Annotated in this window: 7 protein-coding genes and 1 pseudogene; 6 read left to right on the forward strand and 2 right to left on the reverse strand. The window is 45.3% G+C overall.

Features of this window, described 5'->3' with window-relative positions; translation table 11 throughout:
• Positions 1-656: 656 nt before the first annotated feature.
• Together ACBR23_RS04840 and ACBR23_RS04845 are read left to right on the forward strand one after the other, a co-directional pair.
• The gene (locus ACBR23_RS04840; protein ID WP_371119151.1) at positions 657-8,090 is read left to right on the forward strand and encodes an SBBP repeat-containing protein; all 7,434 of its coding nucleotides are present in this window, start codon (positions 657-659) and stop codon (positions 8,088-8,090) included.
• Positions 8,091-8,138: 48 nt separating this feature from the next.
• Positions 8,139-10,205 (forward strand): SBBP repeat-containing protein, encoded by a 2,067-nt coding sequence (locus tag ACBR23_RS04845; protein WP_371119150.1) that lies wholly within the window; start codon positions 8,139-8,141, stop codon positions 10,203-10,205.
• A 64-nt stretch (positions 10,206-10,269) separates the two neighbouring features.
• Here the strand turns inward: ACBR23_RS04845 and ACBR23_RS04850 are convergent, their stop codons facing one another.
• Together ACBR23_RS04850 and ACBR23_RS04855 are read right to left on the reverse strand one after the other, a co-directional pair.
• Positions 10,270-11,157: a PEP-CTERM sorting domain-containing protein gene (locus ACBR23_RS04850; RefSeq protein ID WP_341735992.1), complete on the reverse strand. Its 888-nt coding sequence runs from the start codon at positions 11,155-11,157 to the stop codon at positions 10,270-10,272.
• 323 nt (positions 11,158-11,480) lie between these two features.
• Complete coding sequence (locus ACBR23_RS04855; RefSeq protein ID WP_341730798.1) at positions 11,481-11,696, reverse strand: hypothetical protein; 216 nt, start codon at positions 11,694-11,696, stop codon at positions 11,481-11,483.
• A gap of 586 nt (positions 11,697-12,282) precedes the next feature.
• On the opposite strand from ACBR23_RS04855, the pseudogene ACBR23_RS04860 reads away from it, so the two are divergent.
• The 4 genes and pseudogenes from ACBR23_RS04860 to ntrB all read left to right on the forward strand — a co-directional run.
• A pseudogene (locus tag ACBR23_RS04860) lies at positions 12,283-13,815 on the forward strand (ferredoxin--nitrite reductase); the annotation flags it as partial.
• 36 nt (positions 13,816-13,851) lie between these two features.
• Positions 13,852-14,157: a 2Fe-2S iron-sulfur cluster-binding protein gene (locus ACBR23_RS04865; RefSeq protein WP_371121333.1), complete on the forward strand. Its 306-nt coding sequence runs from the start codon at positions 13,852-13,854 to the stop codon at positions 14,155-14,157.
• A 186-nt stretch (positions 14,158-14,343) separates the two neighbouring features.
• Complete coding sequence (locus ACBR23_RS04870; RefSeq protein WP_371119149.1) at positions 14,344-15,672, forward strand: CmpA/NrtA family ABC transporter substrate-binding protein; 1,329 nt, start codon at positions 14,344-14,346, stop codon at positions 15,670-15,672.
• Between the two features lie 182 nt (positions 15,673-15,854).
• Positions 15,855-16,724 carry a nitrate ABC transporter permease gene (gene ntrB / locus ACBR23_RS04875; RefSeq protein ID WP_341735990.1) on the forward strand — a complete coding sequence of 290 codons (870 nt, stop codon included), beginning with the start codon at positions 15,855-15,857 and terminating at the stop codon, positions 16,722-16,724.
• The last annotated feature ends 96 nt before the right edge of the window (positions 16,725-16,820 follow it).

Here is a 16,820-nt window from a genome sequence, read left to right on the forward strand (position 1 = left end):
TTTAACCCCTGGCGGACTCTCGGACTTACCCACAATCTTTCGCATTCAAAAGTTTTCGCATTCACCCACAAGTCCGCCAGGGAATTAATTCCCTGTCTCATAGCGAAAGTCGGTTGAAACCGACTGATAAATCCAATTAAATCATCATCAATCCTAGTCCTCTTTGAGAGGACTTTCGCTATGAGACAGGGGTTTTTAACCCCTGGCGGACTCTCGGACTTACCCACAATCTTTCGCATTCAAAAGTTTTCGCATTCACCCACAAGTCCGCCAGGGAATTAATTCCCTGTCTCATAGCGAAAGTCGGTTGAAACCGACTGAAAAATCCAATTAAATTATTGTGAATCTTAGTCCTCTTTGAGAGGACTTTCGCTATGAGACAGGGGTTTTCAACCCCTGGCGGACTCTCGGACTGGCGAAAAATCGAACTGTCGGACCATCGAAAAATCGGACTGGCGAAAAATCGAACTGGCGAACCCTCGGACTTTCAAACTTACCGATCGCACCCACAACCATTGTTACAATTATTCATCAAACTCCGAGTAATTTCGCAAGAAAATTGTATTTTTCACAATTTTTTCGCAAGAATTTACAATACAGCATCCCTGGTACTCCCGTATAATTACTGACATAGCATCAACCCAGGGATACCAACTATGAATTCTCCAAATCAACAAACATCTTACGGTCAAATTCCCTTAAGTTTTATTGCAAATGCTGGACAAACAGACCCTAATGTGAAATTCCAGGTGAAAGGTGCCGGTCACAGTATCTATTTCACTCCCAACGAAGTCACGTTTACCGCTTTCCAAAAATCAACTGAACCGGGAAATGCAGCAACAAATTCTGCTACTGTCCGCAGCAGCTTAGCCAACAGCAACCCGAATCCTACAATTTCCGGGCTGGAAAAATTGCCCGGATTTGCTAACTTTATTTTAGGCGAAGATTCCAGTCAATGGCGCACAGACGTTCCTACTTTTAACGGCGTTGTTTATCAAAACGTCTATCAAGGAATTGACCGCGTTTTCAAAGGCACGGAAGGACAACTTAAAAGCGAGTTTTTGGTTGCACCTTTTGCCGATCCGAGTCAAATTCGGATGAATTATAGTGGTGTTAATAACATCCGGTTGCGTGACGACGGCGCACTGATTTTAGAGACACCGCTGGGCGAATTAATTGATAACGCACCGATAGTTTATCAAGATATCAACGGACAGCGGGTGAATGTTCCCGCCGCTTACAATTTATTAGGAAACAATCAAGTTAATTTTAGTTTGGGATATTTTGACCGCACTCAACCCCTAGTTATCGATCCGGTTTTAGCTTACTCCACTTACCTAGGCGGCAGCGCCTATGACGCCGCCAATCGCATGACTGTAGATAGCACAGGTGCGGCTTACATTATTGGCACTACTGTTAACAATTTTACGACTACTCCTGGTGCATTCCAAACTACGCCAGGGGGTCAAGCTGATTTTTTAGTTACTAAAATTAACCCCCAAGGAACAGCCTTAGTTTACTCTACTTATATCGGCGGGGCTGGCAATGAATACGGTTTTGGGATTGCGGTAGACAGTCAAGGCAATACTTATTTAACTGGACAAGTCGATCCGGGTTATCCAACTACACCGGGTTCTTTTCAACCGACAGCACCTAATTACACTGCTGCGGTAACTAAACTCAATGCAGCCGGCAATGCGTTAGTTTATTCTACCTTTTTAGGCAGGAGCACCAGTGGCGCCCTAGGCAACGGCATTGCGGTAGACAGTAACGGTAATGCTTATGTTGCCGGGCTCACAGGCGGCAACAACAGTTCCCCCCTTTTAGTCAATGACGGTTTCCCCACGGTCAATGCCTCCCAACCCGTCTACGGAGGCGGAATTGATGCATTTATTGCTAAAGTTAATCCAATCGGTAGTGATTTAGTTTACTCTACTTATTTCGGCGGTTCTGGTCGCGAAGACGCTCAAGCCATTGCCATAGACAATAATGGTAATGCCTACATTACTGGCATTACTTATTCGACGGACTTGCCGGGGAAAGATTTAGGCTTTCAAAATGCCCTTTTAGGTAGTTATGATGGTTTTGTCGCTAAATTTGACGCGAATGGTGCGCGTGCTTATTCCACTTATTTAGGTGGTAGCGGTAATGAAATAGGTCATGATATCGCTGTAGATAGTTCTGGAAATGCCTATGTTCTGGGACGTACCACTTCAACTGAGTTTCCGACTAAAAATGCAGTTCAAGCGACTTATGGAGGTGGTGCGAATGATGCTTTTGTCATCAAGTTAGGTCCTCTAGGTAACAATGCGATTTATTCAACTTATTTGGGCGGTAGCGGAGATGACCAGGGCTCTCGCATTGCTATAGACAGTGCGAATAATGTTTATGTGACGGGAGATACGACTTCGACTAATTTCCCGACTAAGAATGCTATTCAAAGTGTCAGTGGCGGCGGGAAAGATGCTTTTGTCACGAAAATCAATGCGTCGGGTTCTGCCTTAGTTGATTCTACTTATCTTGGTGGCAGTGGCGACGACTTCAGTAGGGGTATTGCGGTAGATGCCTCTGGTGCAGTTTATGTAGCGGGATCTACTGCTTCTACTAATTTCCCAACAGCGAATCCTTTGCAAGCGGCTAATGGGGGAGGTGAATTTGGTGAATTTGATGCTTTTATTACTAAAATCATTCCTGGCGGGCCCCAGGTAAAGATTATTGAGTCGGGCGGCAGCACTAATGTAGGTGAAAGCGGCACGACTGATACTTATACAGTTGTGCTAACTAATCAGCCTACTGCAAATGTGGCGATCGCCCTCAACACCGCCACTCAAATTCAACCGATTGCGGGCATTAGTTTCACTCCAACCAATTGGTTTGTACCGCAAACGGTTACAGTCAGTGCAGTTGATGATATCGTAGATGAAACTTCGCCGCACACCGGCCCGATCGCCCATACAGCCACAAGTTCCGATGTTAAGTATAACGGTGCAAATGCAAGTTTTACAGTTAACGGCACTGCCAGCAACACTGTCAATGCTAAGATTACCGATAACGACAGCGCAGGCGTCAGCATTACTCCCACTAACACGAGTGCCAGGGAAGGCGGTGCAAATGGCAGTTACAGCGTTAAATTAAATACTCAGCCTACAGCACCTGTGACGATTAATTTGGCTACAGGTACTCAGATTCAACCAATTACTGCACTTACTTTTACCCCAAATAATTGGAATGCCACTCAAACTGTTACGGTTGCTGCTGTTAACGACAATTTAGTCGAAGGAAATCATACAGGTGCGATCGCGCATTCTTCCACCAGTACCGATGTTAATTATAACGGCATCACGATTTTGCCTGTTAATGTCGCCATTACCGATAACGATACCGCAGGCGTTAGCATTACTCCGACTACTGCGACTGCAACTGAAGGCGGTGCAAATGGAAGTTATAGCGTTAAGTTAAATACCCAACCAACAGCGCCTGTTACAATTAACTTAGCTACAGGCAGTCAAATTCAACCAATTACTGCACTTACTTTTACTGCGACTAATTGGAATGTCTCTCAAACTGTGCAGGTGAAAGCGGTTGATGACAGTTTAGTTGAAGGAAATCATACAGGTGCGATCGCGCATTCTTCCACCAGTACCGATGTTAATTATAACGGCATCACGATTTTGCCTGTTAACGTCGCCATTACCGATAACGACACCGCAGGCGTTACCATTACTCCCACTACTGCGACTGCAACGGAAGGCGGTGCAAATGGAAGTTATAGCGTTAAGTTAAATACTCAGCCAACAGCACCTGTGACGATTAACTTGGTTACAGGCAGTCAAATTCAACCAATTACCGCACTTACTTTTACTGCGACTAATTGGAATGTCGCTCAAACTGTGCAGGTGAAAGCAGTTGACGACAGTTTAGTTGAAGGAAATCATACAGGTGCGATCGCCCATTCTTCTACCAGTAGCGATGTTAATTATAACGGCATCACAATTCCGGGTGTCAGTGTCGCCATTACTGATAACGACACGGCAGATTTCAGCGTCACACCTACAAACATAACTGCTACGGAAGGCGGTGCAACTGGCAGTTACAAAATCAAGCTAACTTCGCAACCGACTGCACCAGTTAGTATTAGTTTCAATACTGGAAATCAACTTAATCCGATCGCCACACCGATTACTTTTGACAGCACTAACTGGAATGTGGAAAAAACTGTCACTGTCAGTGCGATCGACGACAATGTAGCACAAGGAACTCACAGCGGCACGATCGCTCACACAGCTACCAGTACCGATGGAAATTATAACGCCAAAGCTATTCCCAATGTGACAGCATCGATTACTGATAACGATAGTCCCGGTGTTTCTATTGTCCAATCAGGAGGCGGCACAGATATTGCTGAAGCAGGTGCAACGGATACCTACAGTGTAGTTTTGACTAGCGTGCCTGCTGCAAACGTCACGATTAACTTTGAAACAGGGAATCAAATTGATACGATCGCACCTCTGACTTTCACGCCCACTAATTGGAATGTTGCTCAAAATGTGACTGTTAAGGCGATCGATGACAGCATAGCGCAAGGAACCCGCAGTGGCACGATCGCTCACAAGTCTGTCAGCCCCGATACCAAGTATAATAACCTGACGATTTCTCCTGTAACTGCCACGATTGCTGACAACGATACCGCAGGTGTGAGTATTTCACAACAGAATATAACAGCTACAGAAGGCGGTGCAACAGGCAGTTATACACTCAAGTTAAATTCGCAGCCAACAGCACCAGTTACTATCAGTTTTGACGGGGGGAATCAAATAAGTGCGATCGCACCTGTCACCTTCGACGCTACTAACTGGAATGTCGCGAAATCAGTCACAGTAACGGCTACAGACGATACGGTTGTGGAAGGAAATCATGCAGGGGCGATCGCCCATACTGTTACCAGTACCGATGTTAAATATAACAACTTTACAATTTCGCCTATTAATGTCGCCATTACTGATAACGACACTGCGCCAATATCTCCAACACCAACGCCTCCAACCCCAACACCAATAATTCCAATAACAACTCCAATACCAACACCAATACCAATACCTCCAACACCAATACCAACACCAACACCAATACCAATATTTCCAACACCAGCGCCAACAACTTCGATAACAACTCCAATAACAACTCCAATAACAACTTTAATACCAATATTTCCAATACCAAAATCTCCAACACCAACACCAGTAATAACACCAACACCTCCAACACCAACACCAACACCGGCTGGAATTCAGGAATACAAAGAAGGTGAGCTTTTAGTTAAGTTAAGTCCTCAAGCGAGCGAAGCTACAATTCAAAGCGATTTATTTGCAGCTAACGGTGCGATCGAAGTCGAAAACCTCGTACCTCCAAGTCCTCCATCAAATGCCATTAATTCTGCATTTACAAGCGGTACATTTTTCTCCCGGAGTGCTTTCCAATTTGGCAATTTTACATTTCCCAACCGAAATGCGGACTCAACACAAGAGCAATTACCACAATGGCGATTGGTGAAAATAGCAGCCAACGCAGACTTGCAACAGGTTAAAGAAAATTTAGCTCGAGATCCCAGAGTAGCAGCGGTTGAACTTAATTACACAGTATCGATCGACCAGTTTTCAAATAACTTTAACTTCAGCCAGCTTTTCAACAATGTATCGATTCTGGATACGCCAAGCGATCCGCGACTTAATGAACTTTGGGGTTTGAATAATACCGGACAAACTGGTGGAAGATTCGATGCTGATATTGATGCACCAGAAGCATGGGATATTCAAAAAGGCAGCAAAAATGTGGTAGTTGCAGTAGTGGATACGGGTGTGGACTACAACCACCAAGACCTTGCTGCTAATATCTGGAGAAATACAGGGGAAATAGCAGGTGATGGCATTGACAACGACCGTAACGGCTACATAGATGACGTGCGCGGCTACAATTTCATCAATAATAATAACAATCCCACAGATATCGCCAGTCACGGAACTCATGTTGCGGGTACTATTGGGGCAGTTGGCAATAACAACATTGGCGTTGTAGGCGTGAGTCAAAATGTTAGCATCATGCCTTTAATGGTTTTTAAAATATACCCTGATGGCAAATTGCTTGCTTCAACCGACGCCCTCGTAAAAGCTATTAATTATGCCACCCAAAAGGGTGCAAAAGTGATTAACGCTATGAGGACTACAGACCCGCTTACTTCTCTGATTGGAGCCACGGTTAGTGGAGGGCGTTTAAATATTCGCAGAGCTCTCAACCGCCCACCAGTATTAAACTACGGCCCTACAACAACTCCGTGGCACTATAACTATCTAAATGTCAGCAACTCATCGACATTCAATTACACTTTTCCTTGGAACACTTTTACCGATCCCGATCCGGGAGATACCCTCACCTACTCAGCAACCCTCAACAACGGTCAACCCTTACCTTCTTGGTTGAGATTCAACCCCACTACTCGCACCTTTAATGGTACAACTCCAGGGCTGCAAAATTTGGCAATTAAATTAACAGCAACGGATACGACAGGTGTCAGCGCGAGCGATGTGATTGACCTGACATTTAGCAGCCGAGGTGTGGTGATTGATGGATACATTGCGGGTGCGACTTTGTTCTTCGATGCTAACAAGAATGGTGTTCTAGATGCCGGGGAACCATCAACTACTACTGACTCTAATGGTGAATATAATCTTGATATTGCTTTCGAGATTTTCGACAAAAATCAGAATGGGGAAATTGACCCATCAGAAGGCAATTTAGTTGCTTTTGGAGGCACTGATACCGCTACTGGTTTGCCACTAGAAACACCAGTCACAGCACCTGCTGATGCCAGTGTTGTCACCCTCTTAACCAGCTTAGTCGCCGACTTGATTGACAAAGGAATTGCACCGGAAATAGCACAATCTCAGGTCAAATCTGCTCTTGCCATTCCCGCTGACGTTGACTTGATAAGCTTTGACCCGATCGACGCCACCAACAACAAGCAACCGGGCGGCGTCCAAGTCTTAGCAGAAATGGTGAAAGTCCAAAACTTCATCACTCAAACTAGCGCTTTGATTGACGGTGCTTCCAGTGCAGCTACCAAGGATATTGTCAAGGCTGTTGTCAGTTCAATTACAACTCCAATTCAATCTGGTACTGTTTTAAATCTAAGCAATGCAGCAGTTTTAGAACCAATCATTCAGCAAGCAGTGGCGAAAATTCAGCAGATTGACTCCAATTTCAATAGTCAAAAAGTTACCCAGATTATCTCGCAAGCTGCGACAGTAATGGCAACAGCAAATCAACGCATTGATTCGGCTGTTTCCAGCACAGCCACTCCAATTACTCAAGCAGTTGCCCGTGTTCAACAAGTAGCTTTGGGCGCAACTACTCAAGATTTCAAAGCAGTTGGCGCGGGAAATAAGACAATTTCTCAGGTAGTTACTGACAATACTGGTGCTGCTTTAGATAGCAAGATTCAAGCTGTCATATTACCTGTTGGGGTTGCGACTCCTGTAGTCACCGGGGACACCGATTTGGGCAGCAATTCCTCAGATCGCATTCTCGGCACAGATAGCGACGATATCCTGACTGGCGACAGCGCGAATAATTTGTTGATGGGCATGAGGGGCAATGATTCTCTCGATGGTGGCGCGGGGAATGACACTCTTTTCGGCGGCAAAGATAGCGATATTTTGCTCGGAGGTAGCGGTGATGATGCGTTGTTTGGTGGTCGCGGTGCTGATAGCTTGAATGGCGGTGATGGCAATGATGTTCTGCTGGGAGGTAAGGGTGATGATGTGTTGTTTGGTGGTTTGGGCAGTGATAGTTTGACGGGTGGTGCTGGCAACGATCAATTCTTGCTTTCTACCAATTCCAGTATTGATGTTATTACTGATTTTGAATTGGGCAAAGACTTATTAGTCTTGGGTAACGGGTTGACTTTCTCGCAACTGTCAATTACTCAAAATAGCGGTGCAACATTAATTCGCTTGGCGACAACCGGAGAAATTTTAGCATCTTTGAATGGGGTGACGGCAAGTGCGATCGGTGTCGCAAATTTTGGCTCAATCTAATGTCTGGTAAGCTGTTGCACCAGTAAAATCTCTGAAACTACACCAACTATGACACAATTAACATCTAACTTTGAATGGCTCAAACAATTCGGCACACCCGGTGGGGATAGCCTCCGAGACACAGTATTTGACAGTGCAGGCAATCTCTATCTGATAGGAGAGGCCTACGGCCTTTTTGGTGGCACAAATCCAAGTAGCAATAGCTGGATAACCAAATATGATGCCGGTGGCAATCAGTTGTGGTCGGTCAAGCAATTAACGAATCGATCTTCGAGCAAAGTGACAGTAGATAGTGCAGGCAATGTCTACGTCGCAGGAACAACCAATACTACCAAGCTTTTTGAGCAAAAGGACGCTTGGGTAGCTAAGTATGACAGCACCGGCAACCAGTTGTGGCTCGAGGAGTTCAACTTTACAAAATATGATGAGTATCCATATGACATAGCAGTGGATAATGCTGGCAATGTCTACCTGACGGGAACAGAAGGATTTTCAAGTATAAGTCGAACCCCAGGCCTCAGAAGGACTTGGATAGCTAAGTATGACGGCAGTGGCAACCAGTTGTGGTTGAAGAAAGTCGAGTCTGGCAGCGACGACAAATTCCCCATTGGCATAGCAGGAACATACCCCTATGGCATTAAGGTGGACAGCAGCGGCAATCTCTACGTGGTGGGGAAAAACTTTAATAGATATGTAAACCTCAGTCTACCGCCACCGGCTGATGGTAACACTTGGGCGACTAAGTACGACAGCAATGGCAATCAGTTGTGGTTCCAGCAATTCGGGACGGCAGTACAAGGGCTCTCAGACTTAGCACTCGATAGCGCTAACAATCTCTACTTGATGGGAGCTTTGGCAGACACCAATGCCAGCAATCTAGATATTTGGACGGCTAAGTACGACAGCAATGGCGAGCGATTGTGGGTCCAGCAATTTGGGAGTCGTGAAGATGATTATCCCTCAGAGTTAGTAGTGGATAGTGCTGGTAATCTCTACCTGACGGGGATAACCAAGGGTGATTTGGGAAGTCCTAATGCAGGCAATCTAGATATTTGGGCAGCTAAGTACGACAGCAATGGCGATCGATTGTGGCTCCAGCAATTCGGCAGTCGTGAAAATGATTCTCCCTCAGACTTAGTAGTGGATAACGCTGGCAATCTCTACCTGACGGGAAAAACCAATGATGCTTTGGCAGGTCCCTATACAGGCAGTACAGATATTTGGGCAACTAAGTATGACAGTAATGGCGATCGGTTGTGGTTCCGGCAATTCGGAACTGAGGAATCTGGCGAGACGTTTAACTTAGAACTCGATCGCGCTGGCAATGTCTATTTGATTGGAGACACTAAGGGCTCTTTGGGAGGTCCCAATGCCGGCAGTCAAGATATTTGGCTTGCTAAACCCAGCACGAGTACAGAGGAAGTTACGCCGACACCAATTATCGGTACTGATGGTGACGATTTCCTGGCAGGAAATCGCAGCAACGATACCATCAGCGGTAAACAGGGAAATGATACCATCATCGGCTTTGATGGCAGCGATCGGATGTACGGCGATTTAGGAAATGATTTTCTCGATGGTAGCCAAAAGGATGACACTCTCTACGGCGGTAAGGGTAATGATACTTTGCTTGGAGGTAATGGTGATGATGTTTTGATGGGCGATCGGGGTTCTGATAGTCTCGTTGGCGGCGAAGGGAATGACACTCTCTACGGCGGTAAGGGCAATGATACTTTGCTTGGAGGTAATGGTGAGGATGTTTTGATGGGCGATCGGGGTTCTGACATTTTGAACGGCGGCGATGGCAATGATATTCTGCTGGGAGGTAAGGGTGATGATGTTTTGATGGGCGGTTTGGGAGATGATACTTTGACAGGGGGAAATGGGAGCGATCGATTCCTGCTTTCCGCCAATTCTGGGGCTGATACTATTACCGATTTTGAATATGTAAAAGATTCGCTTTCTCTCAACAATGGCTTGAATTTTTTCCAACTTTCTATTACTCAAGAAAACAATGCAACTTTCATCCGTTTATCAGCAACCGGAGAGATTTTAGCTTCTCTAAATGGGGTGACTGCTAGCCTGATTAATGCTGCGGATTTCAATCTAGGTTAGAGCATTATGTTAGAACCCCGACTTATTCAACAAGTCGGGGTTCTAGCTTCTAATTGCAGCTAATCTAGCGCTTCAATTTGCGTTTGGCTGCTAGAATCCCCAATCCTGCTAAAGTACCGAACATAGTAGAAGGTTCTGGTACGGGTTCAGAAGCTTCTTTGGTAAAAGAGCTTTTAATGGCGATCGCATCATTAGCACATTCCGCAAACAAATTAGCAATATAACTCCCAGAAGGCATGGAGGATTTATTAAAACTAAATCCAATAGTTTGAGAACCTTGGGCATTAAACTGAGCAAAATTCAAACCCAGGACACTCAAAGTTTCTGGGGTGAGAAAATTTATTTCTCCGACTTTTGTACCCGAATCAATTGAGTTCATAACTGTCCAGTTACCTGTTTGCTCAAAATATGGGTCTGTGGCCGATAAATCGCCCATTGATGGTGTTCCACCTGCTGACTTCACGCGATCGTTGAATAAAGTTAAATTGGCAAAACCAGAGTTGGTTTGAGTAACGCTTTTAGCAGTAACTTTGCTGTAAACCCCTGTGGTAGCTACACCGGAGTCGTTTCCTTCTGCAAAACGGATACCAAATAAGTTGCCCTTTGCGTTAGCTGTGTTAAAATCTTGACCGGAAAAGTTGAAAAATAAATCGCCGTAATTGATATTGCCTCTTTGGACACCGCTGTTAGCATATCCTGCTAAGCTGAGATTGGAGTTGATGGCAATGAATGCGGTATCTGATGTTTCTTTGACGGCGATGCCATAAAATTCAAATTCGCCACCACCAATTTGAAGGCCGGTCACACCATCATTGAAGGAGTCGATCGCATAATTCCAGCTATTAGAGAGGGTGGCTGCGGCGGCTTTTGGTTGTTGTGCTGCGACAGTTGCACATAATAACATAGCGCCTGAGTAAACCCATCGCTTCAAAGTTTTAGAACTTGTATTCATTAAATGTTTCCTGGGGAATGAGTGGGAAGATAATAGTCTGTAGCTAACTATCTATAAAATTACCAATCCGACAATTACCTATTAGTTAGTATTGTTCATAAAATTATTATATTAAAATTTTATCTTAAAATTAGAAAGTCAACTCTTCTACGAATTATTTAAATTAAATCATGGATTATCGTCATTTTATTTAAAGTTTTGGTAAAGATATGACAGCGCTCAAACCAAAATTTATTTGTATATTTTCTAGGTGACAAGTATAAATTTTAACAAATATATTTCAGTAATTTTGTTATTTGCTAGACAAGATATAAGCAAGTGTTCTAAATAATCGCCGACAGTTCGTTAACGATCTTGACTCGCCCCTTGAGCACAGAACGCAACAAACGGTTCAGGGAGTTTCTGTCTTCGTCTTCGAGAGATTCGTCCAAAACCGCGGCCATTAAGCCATAGCGATCGGCTATGGTCAAAGTGCCAGTATCGCTCACAGAAGCAAGTATTTCTGAAATAGCGCCGGGAATCAGTTGAATGAAAAACATGAGGTGTTGATTGAACTCTACATATATATCATCCCTGGTTCTCCCAAAATCCCTCGTGATGCCGACATCGTATATCTGGTGATATTTTGATACAAAGTAGGTGACATTAGGCACTCTAATTGTGTGATGGTGAGAACCCAGAGACTACGATCCATGTCACAAAAATATTTTTGTGCACGCCAATCTAAAGATTTATTAATTTTTTTGAACTCCCTGGGCATTTTTACCCACTCATGCAAAAAACGCATTGCAAATACGCGAAAATTTCATAAAACTCTATTTTTTGTAAAAATAGCTACGAATATTTACGGTTAAGGGCTTTACATTAGTTCACAACCAAGGTGCAGAGAAAGGCAGCGATCGACCGAACCATCCGTAGCAACTATTACCAAAGTAGTTCCGTGGCTGTCTCAGCAGCACCAAGTAAAAATCTAATCTATAGATAGCCAACGATGCTTACAAGAAATGCGATCGAGTAACTAGATATACAGTTTTAAATCAGTAAACTCACTAAGGTTAGCGAAAAATCACACTTTATGCCCCAAGTCAATAGCTCCCCCAACAAACCAGCCGCGAGGGTAAACCCATGACCCAAACCGTAGAACCCCAAGCCAGCTTAAACAAATTTGAAAAACTCAAAGCGGAAAAAGACGGCTTAGCACTCAAAGCCGAACTGGAAGACTTCGCTAAAATCGGCTGGGAAGCAATGGATGCCACAGACCGCGAGCACCGCCTGAAATGGTTGGGTATCTTCTTTCGGCCGGTCACGCCCGGAAAATTCATGATGCGACTGCGCTTGCCCAATGGCATCATTACCAGCAGTCAAACCAGAATCCTGGCAGAAATTGTACAACGCTACGGAGATGAAGGCAGCGCTGACATCACTACCAGACAAAACCTGCAACTACGTGGCATTCTGATCGAAGACTTGCCAGATATCTTCCACCGCCTCAAAGAAGTTGGCCTGACCAGCGTCCAGTCTGGCATGGATAATGTGCGAAATATTACAGGTTCGCCAGTAGCGGGCTTAGACGCAGACGAACTGATAGATACGCGGGAACTGGCTTATCAAGTTCAAGACATGATTACCAATTGTGGTGAAGGTAATCCCCAGTTTTCCAATTTACCGAGAAAATTTAATATTGCGATCGCAGGCTGTCGTGACAACTCAGTCCATGCCGAAATTAACGACATCGCCTTTGTCCCCGCTTATCAAGACGGCAACATCGGTTTCAATGTTTTAGTCGGGGGTTTCTTCTCCGCCAAACGCTGCGAAGCCGCCATTCCCCTCAACGCCTGGGCAAGTCCTAGCGACGTTGTAGATTTGTGCAAAGCTATATTAAGTGTGTACCGCGATCGCGGGCCCAGAGCCAATCGTCAAAAGTCCCGCCTCATGTGGCTGATTGACGAGTTGGGCATCGAACAATTCCGAGCCCAAGTAGAACAGGAATTAGGCCGTACTTTGCTTCCTGCTGCGGCCAAGGATGAAATCATCTGGGACAAACGCGATCACATCGGCATTTACGACCAAAAACAATCAGGTTTAAAGTATGTAGGTTTGCACGTTCCCGTCGGCCGACTTGCAGCAGCGGATTTATTCGACTTGGCGAGAATTGCCGACGTTTACGGCAGTGGGGAACTCAGACTCACCGTCGAAGAAAACGTGATTATTCCCAATGTTCCTGAATCGCGGATTGAATCCTTGGTTAAAGAACCGCTGCTAGAGCGTTTTTCCATCGACCCCGCACCCCTAACGCGAGCCTTGGTTTCCTGCACCGGCGCCAAGTTTTGTAACTTCGCCCTCATCGAAACCAAAAGCCGTGCGGTGGGGATGATTCGGGAACTCGAAGCCGAACTCTCAGTACCCAAACCAGTGAGAATTCACTGGACTGGTTGTCCCAATTCCTGCGGTCAACCCCAAGTAGCAGACATCGGTCTGATGGGGACAAAGGTTCGCAAGAATGGCAAAACCCTCGAAGGTGTTGACATTTATATGGGAGGTACTGTCGGCAAAGATGCTCATTTGGGTAGCTGTGTCCAAAAAAGTATTCCCTGCGAAGACCTCAAACCTGTGCTGATTCAAATTTTAGTCGATCAGTTCGGGGCGGTTCCCAAGGCATCTGAGGAGGTAGCTTCTCTCAACCGACAATTGCTATTGACGGTTGACGAGGGCGAAACCACCGTTCCCGGAGCGAAACCTCAGACATCTACTGTCATTTTCGCTCGATCGGGCAAAGAAGTTGCTTGCAGCGAAGACGAGTTCATCCTCGATGTTGCCGAAGGTGCAGGAGTCCAACTCGATAGCAGTTGCCGCTCAGGCAGTTGTGGCACTTGTAAGCAGAAACTCCTAAAAGGCGATATCGCCTACGATGGGGAACTTGACGCGCTCAGTGACATAGAACCAGGGTTCATTTTAACCTGTAGCGCGCGGGCGATCGGCAAAGTGACGATCGATGCCTGATCTCACAATGTGATATTCAAGACTATCAAATAGTATGATGTCACTGCAAAGGAAATGATTGGATTCTGTGCCAACAAAGTCAAGCAATCTCAAACCTAGATTTTTGCTTTCCCAAGCACCAAGTTCGCACAAAATCTCACACCTTTATCTCACATAATCTCAAAGTACACCAAAAATTCAAGACACATGAGCAACCTTTCTAGAAGAAAATTCATCATCACCGCCGGAGCAACAGCAGCCGGCACTCTCCTAGCCCACGGTTGCAGTTCCGGTTCCAGCACCAGCAATAGCACTGGGAGTCCCAGCCCTAGCGGTTCCTCTGCCACTCCCAGCCCAGCAGTCAGCATCAACCCCGCCGACGCCCCGGAAGTTACGGCAGCAAAACTCGGATTCATTGCTCTAACTGATTCAGCACCCTTAATTATTGCCCAAGAAAAAGGCTTATTTGCCAAGTACGGCATGAAAGACGTGCAAGTTGCCAAACAAGCATCTTGGCCAGTTACACGCGACAACTTAGAACTGGGTTCTGACAAAGGCGGTATCGACGGTGCCCACATTTTATCCCCCATGCCTTACCAGATGACCTTGGGCACTATTACCAAAGGTAATCAGCCAGTACCGATGAACATTGTGGCACGGTTAAATACTAATGGTCAGGCAATTTCCATCAGCAAAAAATACCTAGATTTAAAAGTAGGTACTGACAGCAAAGCCCTCAAAACGGCTCTCGCTAATCAAAAAGTTGCTATTACCTTTCCCGGCGGCACCCACGACTTGTGGATGCGTTATTGGCTAGCAGCCGGTGGTATCAATCCAGATACAGAGGTTTCCGTGATTCCTGTTCCGCCACCCCAAATGGTAGCTAACATGAAATCCGGCAGCATGGAAGCCTTTTGTGTAGGCGAACCTTGGAATGCTCAGCTAGTTGCTCAAAAGGTCGGATACACTGCTTTAGTCACCGGAGAACTTTGGAAAGACCATCCCGAAAAATGTTTAGCTTTAAGAGCAGATTGGGTGACTAAAAATCCGAAAGCTGCTAAAGCAATTACCATGGCTGTCTTGGAAGCTCAACAGTGGTGCGACAAGCCAGAAAATAAAGACGAAATGTGTCAAATCATTTCCCAAGATAAGTGGTTGAAAGTGCCAGTTGCAGACATTATCGGTCGCGCCAAAGGTCAAATTGATTACGGTACTGGTAAAGTTGAACCAGCCAGCACCTTAGCGATGAAATTCTGGGCGGACAATGCTTCCTATCCCTACAAGAGTCACGATGCTTGGTTCATTACCGAAAATATTCGCTGGGGTTATATGCCGGCGACTACCGACATCAAAGCAACGGTTGATAAAGTTAACCGGGAGGATATTTGGAAAGCAGCGGCGACAGCAATTGGTGTTCCCGCAGCTCAAATTCCGGCTACCACTTCTCGCGGTGTGGAAACCTTCTTTGATGGTGTGAAATTTGACCCAGATAAGCCAGAAGAATATTTGAAGGCTCTGGTAATCAAGAAGGCATAATTAGTGAACAGTTGACAGTTGACAGTTGACTGTTGACTGTTGACTGTTGACCATTTTTTAAATTGAGTGGAGTTGGGCGGAGCGAAACGCAGGGTTCCTAACTCAACCGACCCAATCCTCACAGGGATTCTGTTCAAAGTATCTACAAATAATCAATTATTCACTAAACAGAACTCAAAAATATGGCAACAAATCTCTCTGTTTCTAAGAGCAAAAATCCTGTAGATTTCATTCTGAATCAAGTTCAGAAAAATCGCAAAAAAATTATCCGTCCCCTAGTGGCGATCGCAGTTCTGCTCATAGTTTGGCAAATTCTCTGTCACGATGCCTCATCGTCGTTACCAGGCCCGATCAAAGCCGTCCAAGAAAGCTGGAATTTGATTATCAATCCTTTCTTCGACAACGGTGGCACAGACAAAGGCTTATTTTGGCAACTTGCAGCCAGCTTGCAACGGGTGGCGATCGGCTTTACTTTAGCAGCAGTGCTTGGTATTGGTTTAGGAATCCTCATCGGCACAAACTCCCTCATGTTCGATGCCTTAGACCCGCTGTTTCAAGTATTCAGAACCATCCCGCCCCTGGCTTGGCTGCCCATTGCCCTGGCAGTATTTCAACAGTTCAATCCCTTTGAAGTCATTGGGATGAAAGCCAACGAAGTTTCAGCGCTGTTCGTAATTTTAATTACAGCAATTTGGCCGATTTTAATTAACACTACCGTAGGGGTTCAACAAATCCCCCAAGACTACAGAAACGTCGCCCGCGTGTTGCGTTTGCCTAACAAAAAATACTTCTGGAAAATCTTGCTTCCCTCTTCAGTTCCTTACATCTTCACTGGCTTGAGAATCGGTATTGGTTTGTCTTGGCTGGCGATTGTAGCTGCGGAAATGTTAGTCGGCGGCGTTGGCATCGGGTTCTTCATCTGGGATGCTTACAACAGTTCTAGACTCAGCGCGGTGATTCTGGCTGTGCTTTATGTGGGAATTGTCGGTTTGATTCTCGACAGAATTGTCGGTTTCATCGCCTCCAAAGTGGTTCCTGAAGAACAGAAATAGAATTTGGGAATGGGGAATGGGGAATGGGGAATGGGGAATGGTTGCAAACTAAAAACTGCCAAAAATTAGTTGTAAATTAATTCCCAATGCCCAATT

This window comes from Microcoleus sp. (assembly GCF_041354475.1).
Classification (GTDB): Bacteria; Cyanobacteriota; Cyanobacteriia; order Cyanobacteriales; family Microcoleaceae; genus Microcoleus.

Coding starts and splice junctions, on each gene's coding strand:
- ACBR23_RS04845 (WP_371119150.1), top strand. CDS start 8,139: ATGACACAATTAACATCTAACTTTGAATGGCTCAAACAATTCGGCACA.
- ACBR23_RS04855 (WP_341730798.1), bottom strand. CDS start 11,696: ATGTTTTTCATTCAACTGATTCCCGGCGCTATTTCAGAAATACTTGCT.
- ntrB (WP_341735990.1), top strand. CDS start 15,855: ATGGCAACAAATCTCTCTGTTTCTAAGAGCAAAAATCCTGTAGATTTC.
- ACBR23_RS04850 (WP_341735992.1), bottom strand. CDS start 11,157: ATGAATACAAGTTCTAAAACTTTGAAGCGATGGGTTTACTCAGGCGCT.
- ACBR23_RS04870 (WP_371119149.1), top strand. CDS start 14,344: ATGAGCAACCTTTCTAGAAGAAAATTCATCATCACCGCCGGAGCAACA.
- ACBR23_RS04840 (WP_371119151.1), top strand. CDS start 657: ATGAATTCTCCAAATCAACAAACATCTTACGGTCAAATTCCCTTAAGT.